19 protein-coding genes are annotated in these 20,168 nt (G+C 31.8%); 7 read left to right on the top strand and 12 right to left on the bottom strand.

Translation table 11 applies throughout. The features are described 5' to 3' along the window. Nucleotides 1-88 precede the first annotated feature (88 nt). Both BOW57_RS05695 and BOW57_RS05690 read right to left on the bottom strand, forming a co-directional pair. Entirely contained in the window at nt 89-1,627 is a 1,539-nt protein-coding gene (locus BOW57_RS05695) for a DEAD/DEAH box helicase (protein ID WP_089055676.1), read from the bottom strand. A gap of 109 nt (nt 1,628-1,736) precedes the next feature. Continuing rightward, nucleotides 1,737-2,270 (bottom strand): DUF6155 family protein, encoded by a 534-nt coding sequence (locus tag BOW57_RS05690; RefSeq protein WP_129053331.1) that lies wholly within the window; start codon nt 2,268-2,270, stop codon nt 1,737-1,739. A 104-nt stretch (nt 2,271-2,374) separates the two neighbouring features. On the opposite strand from BOW57_RS05690, the gene BOW57_RS05685 reads away from it, so the two are divergent. Together BOW57_RS05685 and BOW57_RS05680 are read left to right on the top strand one after the other, a co-directional pair. Beyond that, complete coding sequence (locus tag BOW57_RS05685; protein ID WP_089055674.1) at nt 2,375-2,662, top strand: DUF3817 domain-containing protein; 288 nt, start codon at nt 2,375-2,377, stop codon at nt 2,660-2,662. Continuing rightward, nucleotides 2,655-3,914 (top strand): mechanosensitive ion channel family protein, encoded by a 1,260-nt coding sequence (locus BOW57_RS05680; RefSeq protein WP_129053330.1) that lies wholly within the window; start codon nt 2,655-2,657, stop codon nt 3,912-3,914. Before BOW57_RS05685 ends, BOW57_RS05680 begins: the two co-directional genes overlap by 8 nt. A gap of 79 nt (nt 3,915-3,993) precedes the next feature. Here the strand turns inward: BOW57_RS05680 and ettA are convergent, their stop codons facing one another. The 3 genes from ettA to holA form a co-directional block, all read right to left on the bottom strand. Beyond that, nucleotides 3,994-5,685 (bottom strand): energy-dependent translational throttle protein EttA, encoded by a 1,692-nt coding sequence (gene ettA, locus BOW57_RS05675; protein WP_129053329.1) that lies wholly within the window; start codon nt 5,683-5,685, stop codon nt 3,994-3,996. Between the two features lie 62 nt (nt 5,686-5,747). Beyond that, nucleotides 5,748-5,930, bottom strand: a complete 183-nt coding sequence (locus BOW57_RS05670) for a CAL67264 family membrane protein (protein WP_071637907.1) — start codon at nt 5,928-5,930, stop codon at nt 5,748-5,750. 67 nt (nt 5,931-5,997) lie between these two features. Further along, complete coding sequence (gene holA, locus BOW57_RS05665; RefSeq protein ID WP_089057835.1) at nt 5,998-7,002, bottom strand: DNA polymerase III subunit delta; 1,005 nt, start codon at nt 7,000-7,002, stop codon at nt 5,998-6,000. A gap of 98 nt (nt 7,003-7,100) precedes the next feature. Between holA and BOW57_RS05660 the strand changes: the two genes are divergently transcribed. Genes BOW57_RS05660 through BOW57_RS05650 form a run of 3 tightly spaced genes read left to right on the top strand, consistent with a single transcriptional unit; the run spans nt 7,101 to nt 9,464 of the window. Next, the gene (locus BOW57_RS05660; protein WP_089055670.1) at nt 7,101-7,547 is read left to right on the top strand and encodes a type I restriction enzyme HsdR N-terminal domain-containing protein; all 447 of its coding nucleotides are present in this window, start codon (nt 7,101-7,103) and stop codon (nt 7,545-7,547) included. 29 nt (nt 7,548-7,576) lie between these two features. Beyond that, complete coding sequence (locus tag BOW57_RS05655) at nt 7,577-8,596, top strand: glycosyltransferase family 2 protein (RefSeq protein WP_129053328.1); 1,020 nt, start codon at nt 7,577-7,579, stop codon at nt 8,594-8,596. Between the two features lie 34 nt (nt 8,597-8,630). Then, nucleotides 8,631-9,464, top strand: a complete 834-nt coding sequence (locus BOW57_RS05650) for a flagellar motor protein MotB (RefSeq protein WP_129022476.1) — start codon at nt 8,631-8,633, stop codon at nt 9,462-9,464. Nucleotides 9,465-9,706: 242 nt separating this feature from the next. Here the strand turns inward: BOW57_RS05650 and BOW57_RS05645 are convergent, their stop codons facing one another. From BOW57_RS05645 to BOW57_RS05630, 4 genes are all read right to left on the bottom strand, one after another. Beyond that, nucleotides 9,707-10,744 (bottom strand): carboxypeptidase-like regulatory domain-containing protein, encoded by a 1,038-nt coding sequence (locus BOW57_RS05645; protein ID WP_129053327.1) that lies wholly within the window; start codon nt 10,742-10,744, stop codon nt 9,707-9,709. Between the two features lie 80 nt (nt 10,745-10,824). Next, nucleotides 10,825-11,445: an L-threonylcarbamoyladenylate synthase gene (locus tag BOW57_RS05640; protein ID WP_089055666.1), complete on the bottom strand. Its 621-nt coding sequence runs from the start codon at nt 11,443-11,445 to the stop codon at nt 10,825-10,827. An 88-nt stretch (nt 11,446-11,533) separates the two neighbouring features. Next, nucleotides 11,534-13,870, bottom strand: a complete 2,337-nt coding sequence (locus tag BOW57_RS05635) for an ATP-dependent helicase (protein WP_129053326.1) — start codon at nt 13,868-13,870, stop codon at nt 11,534-11,536. A 361-nt stretch (nt 13,871-14,231) separates the two neighbouring features. Then, nucleotides 14,232-14,999 (bottom strand): TSUP family transporter, encoded by a 768-nt coding sequence (locus tag BOW57_RS05630; RefSeq protein WP_129053325.1) that lies wholly within the window; start codon nt 14,997-14,999, stop codon nt 14,232-14,234. A gap of 127 nt (nt 15,000-15,126) precedes the next feature. Between BOW57_RS05630 and BOW57_RS05625 the strand changes: the two genes are divergently transcribed. Next, on the top strand, nt 15,127-15,648 hold the full coding sequence (locus tag BOW57_RS05625) for a hypothetical protein (protein WP_089055663.1): 522 nt from the start codon (nt 15,127-15,129) through the stop codon (nt 15,646-15,648). A gap of 13 nt (nt 15,649-15,661) precedes the next feature. Here the strand turns inward: BOW57_RS05625 and BOW57_RS05620 are convergent, their stop codons facing one another. The 3 genes from BOW57_RS05620 to BOW57_RS05610 form a co-directional block, all read right to left on the bottom strand. Further along, nucleotides 15,662-16,096: a hypothetical protein gene (locus BOW57_RS05620; RefSeq protein WP_129053324.1), complete on the bottom strand. Its 435-nt coding sequence runs from the start codon at nt 16,094-16,096 to the stop codon at nt 15,662-15,664. 21 nt (nt 16,097-16,117) lie between these two features. Continuing rightward, nucleotides 16,118-17,017 carry a patatin family protein gene (locus BOW57_RS05615; protein WP_089055661.1) on the bottom strand — a complete coding sequence of 300 codons (900 nt, stop codon included), beginning with the start codon at nt 17,015-17,017 and terminating at the stop codon, nt 16,118-16,120. A gap of 115 nt (nt 17,018-17,132) precedes the next feature. Then, nucleotides 17,133-19,193: a M1 family aminopeptidase gene (locus tag BOW57_RS05610; RefSeq protein ID WP_129053323.1), complete on the bottom strand. Its 2,061-nt coding sequence runs from the start codon at nt 19,191-19,193 to the stop codon at nt 17,133-17,135. A gap of 95 nt (nt 19,194-19,288) precedes the next feature. On the opposite strand from BOW57_RS05610, the gene BOW57_RS05605 reads away from it, so the two are divergent. Next, the gene (locus BOW57_RS05605) at nt 19,289-20,032 is read left to right on the top strand and encodes a diphthine--ammonia ligase (RefSeq protein ID WP_129053322.1); all 744 of its coding nucleotides are present in this window, start codon (nt 19,289-19,291) and stop codon (nt 20,030-20,032) included. Nucleotides 20,033-20,168 lie beyond the last annotated feature (136 nt).

Genomic DNA, 20,168 nt, shown 5'->3' with positions numbered 1-20,168 from the left:
AATGTGATTTCTCCTTTTAAGATCATTATTTTGTTTAGATTTCAATAACTTGAAACATGAAACCTGAAACAAATAGAACCTAAAATTATCAATCTGGTTCGTTCATGATTTTTTCACGATATTTTTTACCTACTAATAAGGTCAATCTTTGCTTGTAATCATCAAGAAGCCACTCGCGGTAGTTTTTACTGCATTGACTTAAACATTTTGCATAACGCTTAATACGACACTCAATATCGTCATCTAATTCTTTAGATAATGATTTTGCTTCTTGAAGTGTTTCTGTATTATCGACGCACATTGCTGCATGCTGATCTAACGATTTGTCTAATACAATTTTAGAACGTAAGTTTTGTTTTATTGCCAATTTATGCTCTTCATCTACATCAAAAGTAACTTCGGCAGTTTTGCTGAATTTTGCTCTTAACTCGGGAGGCATGGTGTATTTAAAAAACATTTCGATCTCAGTATCGTCTCTTAGATTTTCAAGATAAAATTCTGGAGATTTAAAAATGTGCTGCCAGTTTACTGGTTCGCTCCATAATCCAAAACGAGCTGCATTGTTACCTAAATCAATAACCGTAAATTCATCTTTACCAGGTAATTTACGAGAACCACGACCAATCATCTGATAGTATAAAGTTAATGATTTTGTTGCTCTGTTTAGAATAATAGTTTCAACTGTAGGTTCATCAAATCCAGTTGTCAAAATTCCAACCGAAGTTAAAATTGCATCTGGAGTTTTCTTGAACCACTGCAAAATATCTTTACGTTCCTCAGAACTGCTTGTGTTGTCTAAATGTCTAATATCATACCCTGCTTCTCTAAAAGTTTCATATACATATAAAGAAGTATGGATACCGTTATTAAAAATCAACGTTTTTTTACCTAAAGAGCGTTCAGTGTAAGCATGCAGTAACTTCTCCTGCATTAAAGTATTAGTATATAAATCATCAGATGATTTTACGGTATAATCACCATTTATACCAACTTTAAGCGAAGTTAAACCAACATCATAACTATAAGTTGTTGCTCTAGCCAAAAATCCTTGATCAATCAATGAACCAATTGTATCACCTACAATAAGTTCATCATAACTTTGATGCATTGGTAATTTTATATTCGAACTCAAAGGTGTTGCAGTTACTCCAAGAATAAAAGCGTTTTTAAATGAGTTTAATAATTTTCTAAATGAGTTGTAATGCGCTTCGTCAATAATAACCAAACCAATATTATCAAGATGCAGTTTTTCATCGTTGATACGGTTTTTTAAAGTTTCGACCATCGCCACAAAACATGAAAAATCGTTTTGGTCAGGAAGTTCTTTTACTTTACTGTTAATGATTTTATTGCTTACACCAAAACCTTTCAACATTTTTGAAGTTTGTTTACAAAGTTCAATACGGTGTGTTAGTACCACTACTTTTTTATCATTATTAGATAAATAGCGACGAACGATTTCAGAAAAAATCACAGTTTTTCCACCGCCAGTAGGCAATTGATATAATAAATGATGTTTTGAAGGAGCATTATCTAGACGTTCAAAAATGGCATCGATATCGCCTTTTTGGTATGCATAAAGTTCTTTTTTCTCTTCTCTTTCTATTTCTAAAGTGTTTTGAGACATTGTTTATTTTTGGATTTTTGCAAAAATACACCGAAAAAACAGTTATTCATCTTATTTTAACCTAAAATAAATGTTTTTTTATAAATAAGATTTTTTATGGGAATGCATTTTAGAGGCTTAATTTGTCTAAAATAGCTTCAAAATCGTACTTATTTCTCCATTTTTGTTCTAAAACTATTTCATTTATTCCTTCAATTCTTGTTTTAAATTCTGCTAAAATTCCATTTGAAATTATAAAGTTAACTGCTTGTTCAAATGAATTTAACATGCTTTTGTAAAACAATTCTTGCTTTATAAAATTTTGAGAAGAATAAGTTTGTGCAATTTCGATATTATACAACATTATATCAGCTGTAATAAATGGATCTACTCCCAGCATGATAAAATGTTTGATGATTTTTTGAGCTACAGAACGACGCATTTTTGCTTTTGGATACCGTTTTGTACCTGCCTTTTTTATAGGAAAATATTCTTGCGAAATCTTAACCTTAGATTCTTGTAAAAGTTTGTCTTCCTTTGGGTTAAAAACAAAATCATAATACACTTTTACGGGACTGAATTTTTCATAAAGCTCCATAAGCTGCTCCTCAAGTTGTTCTTTACTCAATTCGGTTAAATATTTTTTTAAATCACGCTTGCTCATTATCAAAGTTTAAGATTGTAAAAGTAAATTACTTTATTGATACATAACCCAAAAACCAACCAGAATCCTTAATTTTGCTGCTATAATTTCAAAAAAACAGATATATGCTCAAGATTTTTAAAGTTACTGCGATTTTAGAGGGAATCTCTTATTTAGTATTGTTTGCTAATATGCTTTTTATTAAAACTAACAACCCAGAACTATATCATACTTTATTACGCCCGTTAGGAATGACGCACGGTGTTTTATTTATTGGTTATATTATATTAGCAGTATTATTGAGAAAATCTCAAAATTGGGATTTTAAAACCTTTTTAATTATTCTTGTTGCATCATTAATTCCATTTGGAACATTCTATATTGAGAAAAAGTATTTAGAAAGTAATGCATAAATTTTTGGATAAAATATTTAATTTTTTATATCCGCTTTTTAGAGATTGGGGGATGAACCGCAATGTTGCGTCGTACATCAGCCTGATTTTTAATATTGTCGTTCTGATAGCTTTGGCTTACGCCATTTATTATGCCGCAAAATTTGTTCTGGTTACTTTAACTGCTGTTTTTGCACAGCGTACAAAAACAAAATTTGATGATTATTTAATTCATAATAAAACAACCAAATACACCGCCTATTTAATTCCGTTTTTCTTTATTTATAAAGCTGTTCCAATTATTCTAGACAAATATGAGTACTGGGAATTAATGTTTGGAAAAATAGTCGGAATTTATATTGTTTTGATTAGTTTATGGATCATCAGAACTATTTTTAATGCGCTTCGTGATTATTTAAAGCAAAAACCAGAATACAGCGACAAACCAATTGACAGTTTTGTTCAGGTTATTATGATCATACTTTGGATTTTTGGTGTTGCTATGATTATTTCGACTTTATTCGGAATTAAGAAAGGCGAATTACTGACTATTCTAGGAACACTTTCGGCAATTATTATTTTAATTTTTAGAGATACAATTTTAGGATTTGTTTCAAGTGTTCAGGTTGCTATTAACGACATGGTTCGTATTGGTGACTGGATTACAATGGACAAATTTGGTGCCGATGGTGATGTTATCGAAATTAATTTGACAACTGTAAAAGTTCGAAATTTTGACAATACGATAACAACTATTCCAACGTATGCTTTGAGTTCTGATTCTTTTCAGAACTGGCGCGGAATGCAAAAATCTGACGGAAGACGTATAAAAAGACACGTTTTGATAAAAAGCAGCAGTATTCGCTTTTTGAATAACGATGATCTGAATCATATGAAAAAAGTACAGCTGATAAGTTCTTATATCGAAACAAGACAAGCTGAAATTGAGAAGTATAATGATCTTCGAGAAATAGATAAATCTCTTGCCCTTAACGGTCGTAATATGACCAACTTAGGATTGTTTAGAAAATATATTATGCAATATCTTGTAACGCATCCAGGGTTGAATAAGGACATGCATATTATGTGTAGACAATTGCAATCTAGTGCTCATGGCGTGCCATTAGAAATCTATGCGTTTTCGAGTGATAAACGCTGGGCAAACTACGAGTATATTATGTCTGATATTTTTGACCACATTATGGCTTCAGTTATTTATTTTGATCTTGAAATATTTGAACTGCCATCACAGATTGGTCATTTAGACAGATAGCTTACTTATAAAAATTAGACATTAAAAAAGCCTCAAATTCAATTGAACTTGAGGCTTTTTACATTCTTAAAATTAATTATTATCTAATTAATTTTCTGTATTTTAAACGTTTTGGAGTTAAATCACCACCAAGACGTTTCTTTTTGTTTTCTTCATAATCAGAGAAACTTCCTTCGAAGAAATAAACTTCTGAATCTCCTTCAAAAGCTAAAATGTGTGTACAAATTCTATCCAAGAACCATCTGTCGTGAGAAATAATTACCGCACAACCAGCAAAATTCTCTAAACCTTCTTCAAGTGCACGAAGTGTATTTACATCCAAATCATTCGTTGGCTCATCCAGTAAAAGTACGTTTCCTTCTTCTTTCAAAGTCATTGCTAAGTGCAAACGGTTACGCTCACCACCTGATAACATTGATACTTTTTTGTTTTGCTCACCACCTCCGAAGTTGAAACGAGATAAATAAGCTCTTGAATTTACTTGTTTTCCTCCCGTCATAATCAATTCCTGACCATCAGCAAAGTTCTCCCAAATAGATTTATTCGGATCGATGTTTGAGTGAGATTGATCTACGTAAGCGATTTTTACAGTATCTCCAACTGAAAATTCTCCGCTGTCTGTAGCTTGTTCTCCCATAATCATTTTGAAAATAGTCGATTTACCAGCACCGTTAGGTCCAATAATTCCAACAATACCAGCTTGCGGTAAAGTAAAGTTCAAATTATCGTATAATAATTTATCTCCAAAAGCTTTAGCAACATTCTTTGCTTCGATAACATTTGTACCTAAACGCGGACCATTTGGAATGTAGATTTCCAAGTTTTCATCCAATTGTTTTTGGTCTTCATTTAATAATTTATCGTAATTCTGTAAACGTGCTTTTTGTTTGGTTTGACGTCCTTTTGCACCTTGACGAACCCATTCTAACTCACGCTCTAATGTTTTTCTACGTTTTGAAGCTACTTTTTCTTCTTGAGCCATACGGTTTGATTTTTGATCTAACCAAGAAGAATAATTTCCTTTCCATGGAATACCTTCTCCTCTATCCAACTCAAGAATCCAACCAGCAACATTATCAAGAAAATAACGGTCGTGCGTTACCGCAATAACAGTTCCTGAATATTGTGCTAAATGCTGCTCTAACCAAAGTACAGATTCAGCATCAAGGTGGTTGGTAGGCTCATCTAAAAGCAATACATCTGGCTGCTGCAACAACAAACGACATAAAGCTACACGACGACGCTCACCTCCAGAAAGGTTTTTAATTGGTGTATCACCTTCTGGTGTACGTAACGCATCCATTGCGATTTCTAATTTGGTATCGATTTCCCAAGCACCAAGAGCATCAATTTTATCTTGTAAAGCTGCCTGACGATCCATCAATTTATCCATTTTATCTGGATCTGAGTAGTTCTCTTCAAGACCAAATAAATCATTAATTTGATTATATTCTTCTAAAACAGCCATAGTTTCTGCAGCTCCTTCACGAACAATTTCGATAACCGTTTTAGAGTCATCAAGAATTGGCTCTTGCTCTAAATAACCTACTGTATAACCAGGCTGAAAAACTACATCTCCTTGATAGTTTTTATCAACTCCTGCAATAATTTTTAAAAGAGAAGATTTTCCAGAACCGTTAAGTCCTAAAATACCAATTTTAGCTCCGTAAAAGAAACTCAAATAAATGTTTTTAAGTACCGGTTTGTCTGCTCCTTGATAGGTTTTACTCAATTTTTGCATTGAGAAAATTACTTTCTTATCGTCTGACATTCTATTTATTTTTAATTATTTATTTTCTATGATTTTAAACAGCAATTATATTGCAAATACTCTTAAACTCTGCCTTTTAATGCATTAAAAACCCAAGCATTAGCAAAAAAACCAACACCTGCTGCAGCAAATCCCCAGCCAGAAACATCTCTGTATCTAAAAGCTCCAAGACCTATAAGCAACAATCCCATAAGTACCATTATAAAAGTAGCCCATCCTAAAACGGTATTTTTATTCATTCCCATAATTGTGTAATTATTATTTTAAGTAGTATTTTTTTTTAGAAAGGCAAATATCGTGATTTTTAACGGCTTAATTAAATATTTTATACAGCATTTCTTTTAACAAATCTGACTGTGGTAAAGCATTCGCTCCAACCCCTTTACTTTTTACATCAATATCACGTAATGCACCAACAATTTGACTTACTTTTCGCATTGGATAATTTTTTACAGCTAAGTCATATTCCTTTAAAAAATAAGGATTTACACCAATCGCCGCAGCAACATTTTTAGGATTTTTATCTTTAAGTCCGTGGTATTTTAAAAGCTGAATGAAAAATCCAAAAACCAATCCTGTGGTCATAACTAATGGATATTCTTTTGGATTGTGCGCAAAATTTTCGGCAATTTTATAGGCTTTTAACTGATTACGTTCTCCAATTGCTTTTCGAAGTTCAAAAACATTATAATCTTTACTAAAACCAATATTCTCTTCAATATGCTGTGGCGTAATCATAGTTCCTTGCGGCAAAATAATCTGCAGTTTTTCTAACTCATTATTGATTTTACTCAAATCGGTTCCTAAAAACTCAACAAGCATTGCATTTGCTTTTGGATCAATAGTGTATTTTTTTCCTGCAAGGATGCGCTTTATCCAATCTCCAACTTGATTTTCGTATAATTTTTTACTTTCAAAAACAATTCCGTTTTGAGCTAAGAGTTTAGTCACTTTTTTTCGCTTATCAAGAGTTTTGTATTTATAACAAAAAACCAAAACCGTAGTTTCCATCGGATTATTAACATACGATTCTATTTTGTCAATTGTTCTTGATAAATCTTGTGCTTCTTTTACAATAACAACCTGACGATCAGCCATCATAGGATAGCGCTTGGCCGTTGAAACAATATCTTCTACAGAAACATCTCTTCCGTATAAAACAGTTTGATTAAATCCTCTCTCTTCTTCAGCCAGTACATTTTGTTCTATATATTCAGACAGCTTATCTATATAATAAGGTTCTTCACCCATTAAAAAGTAAATAGGTTTTATATTCCCTGCCTTGATATCATTAACAATTTTTATAACTTCGTCCATTCAATATTTTTTGTTTCAAGTTTCAGGTTTCAAATTTCCCGTCTCAATAACTTGAAACTTTAAATTTGAAACCTGAAACTATTTTATATTTTTGCTTTATGTTAAAGCTAAATTTCCCTTCTTATACTTTCCGATTCAAAAATAGCGAAAATAAAGTGTCTATTTTTGATGAAATCAGGAAAAAATTTATCATTCTTACTCCAGAAGAATGGGTTCGTCAGCATGTAGTTCATTATTTAATGAACGAGAAAAAATATCCAAAATCACTTATAAATGTAGAGAAAGTTTTAACAGTCAATGGTTTGCGAAAAAGATATGATGTAGTCGTTTTTAATTCAGACGGAACTATACATATATTAGTAGAGTGCAAAGCTCCAGAGGTTAAGATATCACAAACAACTTTTGATCAAATTGCACGTTACAATATGACAATGCAGGCACGGTTTTTGAATGTAACAAACGGACTGAGTCATTTTTATTGTCAAATGGATTTCGAAAATGAAAAATATCAGTTTTTAAGAGGCCTGCCAAATTACGGCGAATAAAATAATATTAAAATAAATAAAAATTACTTTTGGATAAAATAGCTGTTGTCATTTTAAACTGGAACGGAGTAAAATTGTTAGAACAATTTTTACCGTCTGTTTTACAGTATTCAGAAGAGGCCACTATATATGTAGCAGATAATGCTTCGACGGATGATTCTATTGATTTCGTAAAGAAAAATTTCCCAACAATACAGATTGTACAAAATAATGGCAACCATGGTTTTGCAAAGGGTTACAACGATGCACTTCAGCATATAGATGCAGAAATTTATGCATTAGTAAATTCTGATATTGAAGTAACCGAAAATTGGCTCCAGCCTATTATTGAGACTTTTGAAAAAGAAAAACAAACAGCCATAATTCAGCCTAAAATTCTTGATTTCAAGAATAAAGAATACTTTGAATATGCAGGAGCAGCTGGAGGTTTTATTGATAAATATGGTTTTCCTTTTTGCAGAGGAAGGATTTTTGACACCATAGAAAAAGACAATGGTCAATACGATGACAATTGTGAATTATTCTGGGCTTCAGGCGCTTGCTTTTTTATTAGAAAGAAAGTATATCATGAATTAGGCGGTTTTGATGAAACTTTTTTCGCTCATCAAGAAGAAATCGACTTATGCTGGCGCGCCGCAAATGAAGGACATATAATAAAGTATAATTCAAAATCAGTAGTGTATCACGTTGGCGGAGCTACATTACAACAAGGAAATCCGAAGAAAACTTTCTTGAATTTTAGAAATTCACTATTAATGCTGGTTAAAAACCTGCCTAAAAAAGGATTATTTTTCGTGATTTTCTTTAGAATGGTTTTAGACGGAATTGCAGGTATCCGTTTTCTTACACAAGGTAAGTTTAAACATACTTTCGCCATTGTAAAAGCGCATTTTTCATTTTATTGCATATCTTTAAAGTATCTAAAACACCGCAAGGATTTTCAAATACAACAATACTATACCGTAAAAAGTATCGTTTACTTGTATTACATAAAGAAATTACTGGTTTTTAAAGAAATCTTTAACAGTAATCAAAATATTAAAAACTAAATTTGTAATCAACGTTTAATTAAATATAATACCTATGAGAAAAATAGTTATCGCACTATCAGTATTAATGGCCTTAACTTCGTGTGTATCGAAAAAGCAATACGCAGCATTAGAAGCTAAGAACAAAGAAACTCAAGACTTATTAAACTCTTGTACTGTTAAGTTAAATTCTTGCCTAGAAGAAAAAGCAGCATTAGCAGCTACAGCTGAAAGCTATAAACAACACAATCAAGACTTAATCAGTACTTCTAAAGACTTAACTGTTTTAACTACTAAAGGAGCTGAAAACCTTGAAAAATCTTTAGAAAGCTTGAAAGAAAAAGACTTAAAAATCTCTAGACTTCAAGACGCACTTACTAAAAAAGACAGTGTAACTTTAGCTTTAGTTACAAGCTTGAAAGGTGCTGTTGGAATCAATGATCCAGATATCGAAATTAATGTAGAAAAAGGAGTTGTATTTATTTCTATCGCTGACAAATTGTTATTTAAAAGCGGAAGCTACGACGTAACTGACAAAGCAAAAACTGTTTTGGCTAAAGTTGCAAAAGTAGTAAACGACAAACCTGATTTTGAATGTATGGTTGAAGGTCACACTGACAATGTACCATACAAAAGCAACGGAATTTTGCTAGACAACTGGGATTTAAGTGTTAAACGTTCAACTTCTATTGTACGTGTATTAACAAACGATCTTGGTGTTAACCCTGCAAAATTAATTGCTGCTGGTAGAAGTTCTTATATTCCTTTAGTATCTAATGATACTCCAGATGACAGAGCTCGTAACAGAAGAACTCGTATTGTTGTTATGCCAAAAATCGATCAGTTCTATGACATGATTGAAAAAGAAATGAAAAAACAAGCAAAATAATTTAAAGTAACATACTTTATTATACAGAAAAAGCAGGTCAATTGACCTGCTTTTATGTATCCCTAATTTTTTTAATAACCAATTAAATATAAATCAAGAATAGCATTATTTTTAAATTAACTAACTAAATTATAACTTTATTAAAGTTAGTTATTTATTTCAAACTTTTATACTATTTAAGTTTTTTTTTACAAATACACCATCTTGGCATTTCGTCGCACAAGATAATAAAAAAATAAAACTTATTTTATACCATAATTTAAAGGCAGCATATCTCCCACTTTTTTCTCAGAGATTTTTCCTGAAAATAGTATACTTTCGATATTAGAGTTATTTCCGTATTTATAAATATAAAAACTATCTGTTTGAAAAGTAATTTTAGATTCTTCATGTCTATTGTAAGCAATATTATAAGAAGCTACAACATCTTTTAAATTATCGTTTTTAACTTCGCCTTTTGGCTGCGGAAGTATTTCTACTTTTACATAATCTTCCTCTTCAATGATTTTAAATCTTTTAAGTGGATCGACACTCTGATCATCATTCAATAAAATAAACTTTTTGATTCCCCAATCTTTTTTAGCAAAGTTTCTAAAAAACTGAATTTGCGATCCTTGAAATGTCTTCTCTCTTCGTTCTAAAGTTGCAGCCGAGTTATCAATTTCTTCAAATTTACTTACTCCGCCATAAAAATTCTTTATGACATCTTTAGAGTTTATACTCAATTTATTAAATGCAATTTCAAACACAACCAACTCAAAATCTATTTTATAGCCTAAAAATGCATTTACAATAATCAAAGGTTTATTTGAAGTGGCAGTAAAAACTAAATTATCCTTATCATATTTAAACTGAAGATCACCTTCATTTTGTATTATTGATGATTTTCCATTTGCTGTTTTTCCTAAAAAATACTCTCTGAATAATTTTAATTTTTGTGCTCTTGTAAACAATTCATTTTTAGTAATAACAACTTCTTTGAGTTCGTTTTTTGAAACTGTCATAACAACATTCAACGGCTTCGAGACATCTAAACCTGTAAGATATTCAGTTTGATACCCCATAGAACTTATCACAACAATATTATTTGCATTAGGTTCGTATTTTATGGCAAAATTTCCGTTAGCATCAGAAATAGTAGAAATAGTCGTTCCGTCTAAATAAATATTAACACCATCGAGCGGAACATTGTCCTTGTTAGAAATTTTTCCTTTCAGAATGTTTTGCGAAAACAGAGTAACAGTAAAAAATAAAAAGAAAAGCAAACAAAGATTTTTCATAAAACAGAAATGGTTTAGTTAAATTACAAGCTAATTAACCACAAAATTTTACAATAACCTAAAGAATCAATAAATTACTCTTACAAAATATCGATATCTCCTTTTCCTTCTCTTACAATAACCGGCTCATGTTCTGATAAGTCAATAATAGTTGAACCTACATTATCTCCATAACCACCATCAATTACCAAGTCTACAATGTTTTGCCATTTTTCAAAAATTAACTCAGGATCAGTAGTATACTCAATTACATCATCTTCATCTCGAATAGAAGTTGAAACCACAGGATTCCCTAACTGACGAACAATTTCTAAAATAATATTATTATCAGGAACACGGATACCAACAGTAGTTTTCTTTTTAAATTCTTTAGGCAAATTATTATTCCCTGGCAAAATAAATGTATAAGGTCCTGGTAAAGCCCTTTTTAGTATTTTAAAAGTAGACGTATTAATTTGACGTACATAATCTGATAAATTACTTAAATCATGACAGATAAATGAAAAATTTGCTTTCTCTAATTTAACACCTTTAATTTTTGCAATTTTTTCTAAAGCACGTGAATTGGTAATATCACAACCTAAACCATAAACAGTATCTGTTGGATAAATTACCAAACCTCCATTCTGAAGCACTTTTACAACCTTTGCAATCGCAGCTTCACTAGGTTTATCTGGGTATATTTTTATAAATTCTGCCATAATATTTTTGTTTCAAGTTTTTTTATTTCAAGTTTCAAGTTTACGCTCCAAAACTTGAAACTTTAAACCTGAAACTTAAAACATATATTTATCCCACCACATCTAATTTAGCAAATCTCAGCAAAAGCTTTTTAATACCTCCTACTTCAAATTTAATTTCTGCTTTTTTATCAGCACCAACACCCTCAAGATTAACCACTTCGCCTTTTCCAAAACGTTCGTGCATTACTACATTTCCAACCGTCAATTTATTATCAAACAAATTAGCACTTGAACTTACGGGTGCATTTCCAGCAACAGGTTTTAGTTTACGAATATTTAAATCTGGTTTCGGATTATTATCTGTAACATGTTTTGGCGGTGTACCTCCTATTGGTTTTGCCAATCTCAATTTCGATTTATCAACATCTCCAAAAATATCCCCGTCGATAGGTGACTTATAACGATAATTAGTTTCGGCAGGAGTTAAATACTCCAGAAATTGTCCGTCGATTTCTTCAATAAAACGAGAAGGCTCACTATCTGTCAATTTCCCCCAGCGATAACGAGATTGCGCATACGTTAAATAAGCTTGATGTTCTGCACGTGTTAAAGCTACGTAAAATAATCGACGTTCCTCTTCTAATTCGCTCCTAGTACTCATACTCATCGCACTTGGAAACAAATCTTCTTCCATACCTACAACAAAAACATGAGGAAACTCAAGTCCTTTTGCTAAGTGAATTGTCATCAATGCTACACGATCATCATCATTAGTATCTTTATCTAAATCTGTTGCCAGCGCAACATCTTCCATAAATTCAGCCAAAGCACCTCTTGCGCCGTCAATTTCTTTTTGCCCTTCAGTAAAATCTTTAATACCGTTTAAAAGTTCTTCAATATTCTGAATTTTTGCCATTCCTTCTGGAGTAGCATCTTTTTTCAATTCCTGAACCAGACCCGTTTTTTTCGCAACATGGTCCGTTATATAAAACGCATCCTGATTTTGATCAATAACCTGAAAACTTTGAATCATTGTTACAAAATCCTTCAGTTTATTCTTCGTTCCAGCATTCAGTTTTAAGTCAATTTTATCAATATTAACCATTACTTCCCAAATCGAGCGTTTGTAATGATTGGCTGCAATAGTTAGTTTTTCTACAGTTGTATCTCCAATTCCACGAGCAGGATAATTGATAACACGAATTAAGGCTTCTTCATCTTTTGGATTAATTACTAAACGCAAATAACACAAAACATCTTTTATTTCCTTACGTTGATAGAACGACAATCCTCCATAAATTCTATACGGAATATCACGTTTTCTTAGCGCATCTTCCATTGCACGCGATTGTGCATTGGTACGATACAAAATTGCAAAAGAACCATTATGAAGTTGATTTTGCATTTTTTGTTCAAAAATTGTGCTTGCGACAAAACGACCTTCTTCGGCATCAGTCAAACTTCTGTGGACTTTAATCTTTGGTCCAAAATCATTTGCTGTCCAAACTACTTTATCAAGTTTCGTTTTATTATGCTCCATTACCGTATTTGCAGCTTCAACAATATTACGAGTTGATCGGTAATTTTGCTCTAAACGAAACATGATAACACCCTCGTAATCTTTCTGAAAATTCAGAATATTGTTAATATTTGCTCCACGGAATGCATAGATACTCTGTGCATCATCTCCAACCACACAAATATTCTGAAATTTATCCGATAAAGCTCTTACAATCAAATACTGCGAGTGATTGGTATCTTGGTACTCATCAACCAGAATATAGCGAAAACGGTTTTGATATTTAGCCAAAACCTCTGGAAAACGAGTTAATAATTCATTGGTTTTCAATAATAAATCATCAAAATCCATTGCACCAGCTTTGAAACAACGCTCTACATATTGCTGATAAATATCTCCTAATCTTGGTCTTTTTGCCATTGCATCGGCTTCAACCAATTCTGGATTGTTGAAATAGGCTTTTACCGTAATCAAGCTGTTTTTATAACTTGAAATTCGACCTAAAATTTGTTTTGGTTTATAAACGTCACGATCCAGCTGCATTTCTTTAATAATTGAAGAAATTAATCTGGCAGAATCCTGCGAATCGTAAATAGTAAAATTTGATGGATAACCCAAATGATCTGATTCTGAACGCAGGATACGAGCAAAAATGGAGTGAAAAGTTCCCATCCAAAGGTTTTTGGCTTCAGATGCTCCTACAATATCTGAAATCCTGTGCTTCATTTCACGAGCCGCTTTATTAGTAAAAGTCAGCGATAAAATATTGAAGGCATCAATACCTTGAGCCATCAAATAAGCAATTCTAATTGTTAAAACACGGGTTTTCCCCGAACCTGCACCTGCAATAATAATCATTGGCCCGTCTTTTTTCAGAACGGGTTGTCGTTGCGCTTCATTGAGTTGATCAATGTACTTTTGCATGAAATTTTTCTCCATATGATGCAAAAATAAGAATTTAAAGAGAAAGTTCCTAAGATACTAAGACGCTAAGGTTCTAAGTTTTTTTGAAGCCGAAGAATAGGCATTTTATTAAATATGATTTCCTGCTTTCGGCTTTATCTCTCCTCCCGATAGCCATCGGGATAAGAGGATATCGTCTCTATCAGGGCCGAAATCAAACAATTGGCTTTCTTTAAATATTTTGAACCCTGTAAGTAATATAAGTTCATTTAATTCTATTACTAAGCATAACATTGAAAATACTTATTATAGACTGTAATTTTTAAAAACATATTAAAAATAAAGCTTATAATTACTTATATCACTGATATGGTTTAAAAAACTATTTGAAGAAAACGTCGTAAGCAAAACGAATCAACGTTCCAACCACAACAACCAAAAAGAAAATTCTAATAAAACCATTTCCTTTATTAATAGCCAATTTTGCACCTAGCCATCCGCCTAATCCGTTACTAATTGCCATTGGAATTGCGATTGCCCAAATGATTTTTCCTTTGATCATAAATAAACAAATCGAACCAAAATTTGTCGCCAGATTCACCATTTTAGCATTTGCAGAAGCGTGTAAAAAGTCAAAACCCAAAAGTGCAATAAAAGCTACCACAAAAAAGCTTCCGGTTCCAGGACCAATAAAACCGTCATAAAAGCCAACAATTGTACTAATTACAACAGCATAAATTATTTGGGTTGTTTCTGAATGATCTTTCGCAGCATGCTGACCAAAGTTTTTCTTGGCATACGTATATACAAACAGCAATGATAAAACAACAAGTAAAAGCGGTTTCATAAAATCATTGCTGACCATAGTTAATATTGTAGATCCCAAAAATGCCGAAGGAACAGCCAAACACATCATAATCAAGAGTAATTTCCACTGAATTACTACTTTTTTTAAATATTGAAATGCGGCAAAAGCGGTTCCTGTAAAAGCCGGAATTTTTAAACTCCCAATAACTGTTGAAACTGGAAGATTTGGCAATAAAATTAAGCCCATTGGAGTTTGAATTAATCCGCCGCCGCCCACAATAGCATCGATAAATCCTGCTGCGAATGCAGCTAAACAAAGAAAAAGTATTATGTATAAATCCATTAAAAGTATATTTTCGGTAGATTTTGAGAATCTGGATGCAAAAGTAAAGTTTACATTTTGTTTATTGCGATAAATTTAAACTAGATTTTTACTCAAAAAGTATATTTTTGCTAAAAAAATTACCCAAATGGATTTTACAAAAATTATAGAATTAGCCAGTTATACGTTACCTGCAATTGTAACTGGATTTGTTGCATACCGTTTTTTTGAACTGCACATTAAAAATAACGATAAAAAGCGTGCTTTTTTATTAAATCGAGAATATCAAAAACAATCTCTGCCAATACGTTTACAAGCCTACGAGCGTATGACTTTGTTTTTGGAACGTATTAATTTGACGAAATTATTAATTAGAATTTCTCCAATTTCAAACGATAAACATGATTATGAAAATTACGTAATTGATCAAATTGAACAAGAATTTGAACATAATTTAACGCAACAAATTTATATGTCTGACGAATGTTGGACAATTATCACTACAGCCAAAAATGCTACAATCCAAATGATTCGTAAAGCTGCAATGAGCGATAAAGTAGAAAATGCTGATAAATTGCGTGAAGTAATTTTAAATGACTTACTTGAAAAACAATCTCCAAGTAATGCGGCTTTGGGATATATTAAAAATGAGGTTGCTGAACTTTGGTAAAAAAAATAGGATTTTAAATTGCTTCTAAAATTAGTTGAATCCAATTCTGATCTGTTTCTGAAATTATAATAGTTTGAAATCCAAATTTTTCTCCCTCTAATTTAACTCCTAATAAATCATCGACATGAATATCAATACCAAACATTGGTGGAAATTTAGAGCACTGAAAACCTAACTTTTTAATTTTTCTTTGATGTTTCTGTTGATTTATAATATAGTCAACAGAAATACCATAAGAATAAAACATTGACCTAATTCTTAGTTCACTTCTAAAAGAAGTTGTGTAAATATAAATTTTATGTTTTCGTTTTTTTAGTTCTTTAAACAGCGTTATTGTTCCTTTTCTTACTCTTTCAATTTTGAAAAGTTTCTGAAATATTTTTTTTCTTTCTAATTCAAATTTATTTTTTGCAATTAAAGTATCGTCAAGATCAAAGGATATTATCATATTTTATCTAAATTCTAAAAATCACCTATTATCACTCATAACCTCAGATTTATTCTGAGCATATTCATAGCCTTGTTCCCACCATTCTTTCATCACTTCTTTATTAAAAATCAAAGCATTATCTGTCAGTTTAGTTGGTGTGTAATATAAATTTAGCTTCACATCTTTATTGTTTGCCATTAGCTTTCCTATTGCGATATCGTGTTTTTCGACCTGATCTAAGGCAATTCGAAACAAATCAATCATCAATGAAAATGGGTTTTTACCAATTACCGTTTTTGTTGTATTAACTTCGGTTTCTAGAATAATAACATCAATTTCGGTTGCGCCGCGATTAATTGCCTCACGAATGGGAACTAAACTTGAAAATCCTCCATCGCCATATTCCGAATTGTTTTTAGTAACCAAACTCATAAACGGAACATAATTACTAGAAATCCATGACCATTCGCAAAACTCTTCGTAGCTGCAGTCTTTAACCGATTTGTACTCCGATTCGTTTTTAGTAAAATTGGTTACCGTTACAATAACATCGGTATCTAGTTTTTTCAACTTATTAAAATCGGATAACGAGAAATTATTCTGAATATACTTCCTTAAACCTTTACTTTCGCCAAAAGTTCTTTTTCCTTTAAAGAATTGACGTAAAACATTGAAGTGATTAATAGTAACAATATCTATTCCTTCTTTTACTTTAACTACAAACGGACAAATATTAAAAATACTTGTCATGGTGACATTGGTATAAACGGAATGGATTTTTTTAATATGACCAAGTGCTAAATGCGGAATTAGAAGACTTCCTGTAGATGTTCCGATAAACAAATCATATTCATTTCTTTTTTCTTCAATCAAATATTGTGCAACTCCGCCGGCAAATGCGCCTTTACTTCCACCGCCAGAAATAACTAATGCTTTCATAAAATTTAATGTAGGTTTGTTTTTTGATTTTTTTTAAAAGAAAATAGAAGCAAGAATAAAAACTTCTTTTAATCGCTAATTTCTTGTATCTCTCTTCTTGCTTCTATTTTCTATTCTACTCTTTCAGCAAACGATTCAATTGAAATTGTTCATCGGGGTTTAAATTAGGTAAAATTCTATTAAACGAAGCACGCATTTCTGAATTTTTTAATAAAATCCTAATGGAATCTCTTCCAAATTTTGAAAACTGCCACATATGATGCGTTGTTGCATTTACTAAATTGGTTAAAACCTGATCGTTAATAATTTTAAATGCAATCAGTTTTTCAAGCGCATTCTGACGTGTAGGAGCTTCGTATTTAGTTGATGAAAAAGCAATTAGTTCATTTATTAATTCTTCTGAATTTGTGCTGTAATCTGGTGTTGATAAAGCCAGCGAAAGCCATAATGTTCGAAGATTAAAGTCGTTAAACCCAATCCAGTTTTTAGATTTATTCAAATAATCTTGTCTATGATTTGGAAAATTTTTCCACAAATAAAACAGAGCTGCTTCTTGTGTTTGATAGGATTTGTCATCAAGTAGAGTTTCATATTCAACTCTAAAATCTTCTGGAATCTTAGCCAATGAACTTGCAACGGCTTGTCTGACTTGAGTATTATTTGTTTTTAATGCCGTTTGTAAAAGCGTTTTCTTTGCTTCATATTTTTCGTTTTCTAATTGATCTACAATTGCTTCTTTTACAGATTCGTAAACATTAGATTCTAAAGTTTTCCTTAAAAAATCTTCTTTCTCAGAGAATGGCGTTTTTTTAAGTTTATCAATTTCTAAGCGAGTTTGAATCGCTTTATTTTTACTAAGTAAAACATTTGCTGTCGGCGTATCAAAAACAGTTGATTCTAACCAGGTTCTTTGAAATTTATCAAGATCAAAATCAGATACTTTTTTTATTTCGTCAAAGAAATTTTGAGTTGTTACGGTTTGATAAGCAAACTTTTTCAAATAGCTTTTTATTGCTTTTTTAAAAGCTTTATCTCCAATTGATTCATGCAGTACAAACAATGCCCAAGCTCCTTTTTCATAAAAAGTAAGTGAACTTGCTTTTGCATTTAAAACTGGAATAGAATCTGTTCGTGAGGCAAATTTTATTTGCTGCGCCGTATTGTATAATTTAGAATAGAAGAAATCGTCTCCATAAATTTCTCTTTCTGCCAAAGCAGCAAAATAAGTTGCAAAACCTTCTTGAAGCCAATGATGCTTACTGCTTTCGGCTGTAATTAAATCTCCAAACCAATGATGCGCCAGCTCATGTGCATCAACATTAGTATAACTTCGATCTTCAAAACCAGTAGAATCTACTACATAGCGAGTTGCCAAAAGTGTTGAAGTTGTATTTTCCATTCCAGCATATAAAAAATCGCGAACAGGAATTTGTCTATAAATTTTCCAAGGATATTTTACTCCGATTTCTTTCTCCAAAAAATCAAAAATACGTTTAGAATAACGATACGTTGGCTCAAAACGCTTTTTATCTTTTGGTTCTAGATAATACTCTAACGGAATTCTAGACTTTGAGAGCATTTCCGTTTTATCATATTTACCAATTGCGAGCATCAATAAATAAGAACTCATTGGTTTCTCCATTTCGTATTGCCAGTGAAACAAATCGCCTTTGCTTGTTTTTTCTTTTAAAACACCGTTTGAAATTACTTGATACTGATTATTGTAAGTAATACCTAAATTAAAAATCAATTTCTCGTTAACATCATCAAAACTCGGAAACCAATTACTGGTGTATCTTCCCTGTCCTTGCGTCCAGATTTGAACATCATCATTTTCAATTTCAACAAAATACAATGCTTGTTTTGGTTTTACAGTATAATTGAATGTCAGTTGCTTATTTCCTTTTTCAAAATGACTAACAATTTGTAATTCTTTACCGGTATTTATAAAAATTGCATTTTCACCGTTTATTTGAACATTAAAGAATTCCATGTTTTTAGCGTCAATTTTTATCGTATCAACAGACTGCAAAACGCTAAAATCGTAATCAACTTTTCCTGCAATTGTTTTTTGAGCATTATCAATAGTCAATTGTGCATTAACCGATTTAAAATCGACAAATTTAGTTTGCTGCGCAAAAAGGAAAGTGGTAAATAATAAGAATATATATTTCATTGAAATAAATTTGAAGGCGAAAATTCCAAAGTTACAAAGGTTTCATCAACAAATCGAATCAAATTTGTAAGTTTACCGCACAAAAATTCCAAAACGTGTTTACACCAAAAAAAGCCTTATTTAATTGGAGCAGCGGAAAAGATTCGGCTCTTGCATTATACAAAATCCTTCAAGATCCTGAGTACAAAATTGACTGCTTACTAACGAGCGTAAATCAACAATACCAACGAATTTCAATGCACGGCGTTCGTGTTGAACTGCTGAATGCACAAGCCAAAAGCATTGGGCTTCCTCTAAAAATCATGCAAATTCCAGAAATGCCTACTATGGAAGTCTATGAAGATGTAATGACTAAAACTTTGACAGAACTAAAAGATAGCGGTATTACACATTCTGTTTTTGGAGATATTTTTTTGGAAGATTTACGAAAGTATCGTGAAGATCAATTGGCAAAAATGGATTTTCAAGGCGTTTTTCCGCTTTGGAAAACACCTACAAAAGATTTAATCCAAGAATTTATTTCATTGGGATTTAAAACTATTGTGGTTTGTGTAAACGAGCGTTACTTAGATAAAAGTTTTGTCGGCCGAATTATAGATCAGGATTTTATAAACGATTTACCTGAAAACGTTGATGTTTGCGGAGAAAATGGAGAGTTTCACACTTTTGCCTTTGATGGTCCAATTTTTTCGAAGCCAATAGATTTTGAAATAGGAGAAATTGTTTACCGCAAATATGAAAAACCTGAGAAAGAAGATTCATCAGATACTGCCTGCGATACCAGTGATTCTGATGCTTTCGATTTTGGATTTTGGTATTGCGATTTGATTCCTAAATAGCCTGTCAGGCTGAGCGAAGTCGAAGCCACTTAATATTTTTTTGCCGCGAATTTCACTAATTTTCACCAATTGATTTGTGTTAATTCTTGAAATTCGTGGCGGCACTTCGACTTCGCTCAGTGTGACATCATTAGAT

It is taken from the genome of Flavobacterium sp. YO64 (assembly GCF_004119505.1).
Lineage (GTDB): Bacteria > Bacteroidota > Bacteroidia > Flavobacteriales > Flavobacteriaceae > Flavobacterium > Flavobacterium oncorhynchi.
Note: the sequence above shows the minus strand (reverse complement) of the source record. Positions and strands in the feature narration are given on the sequence as shown.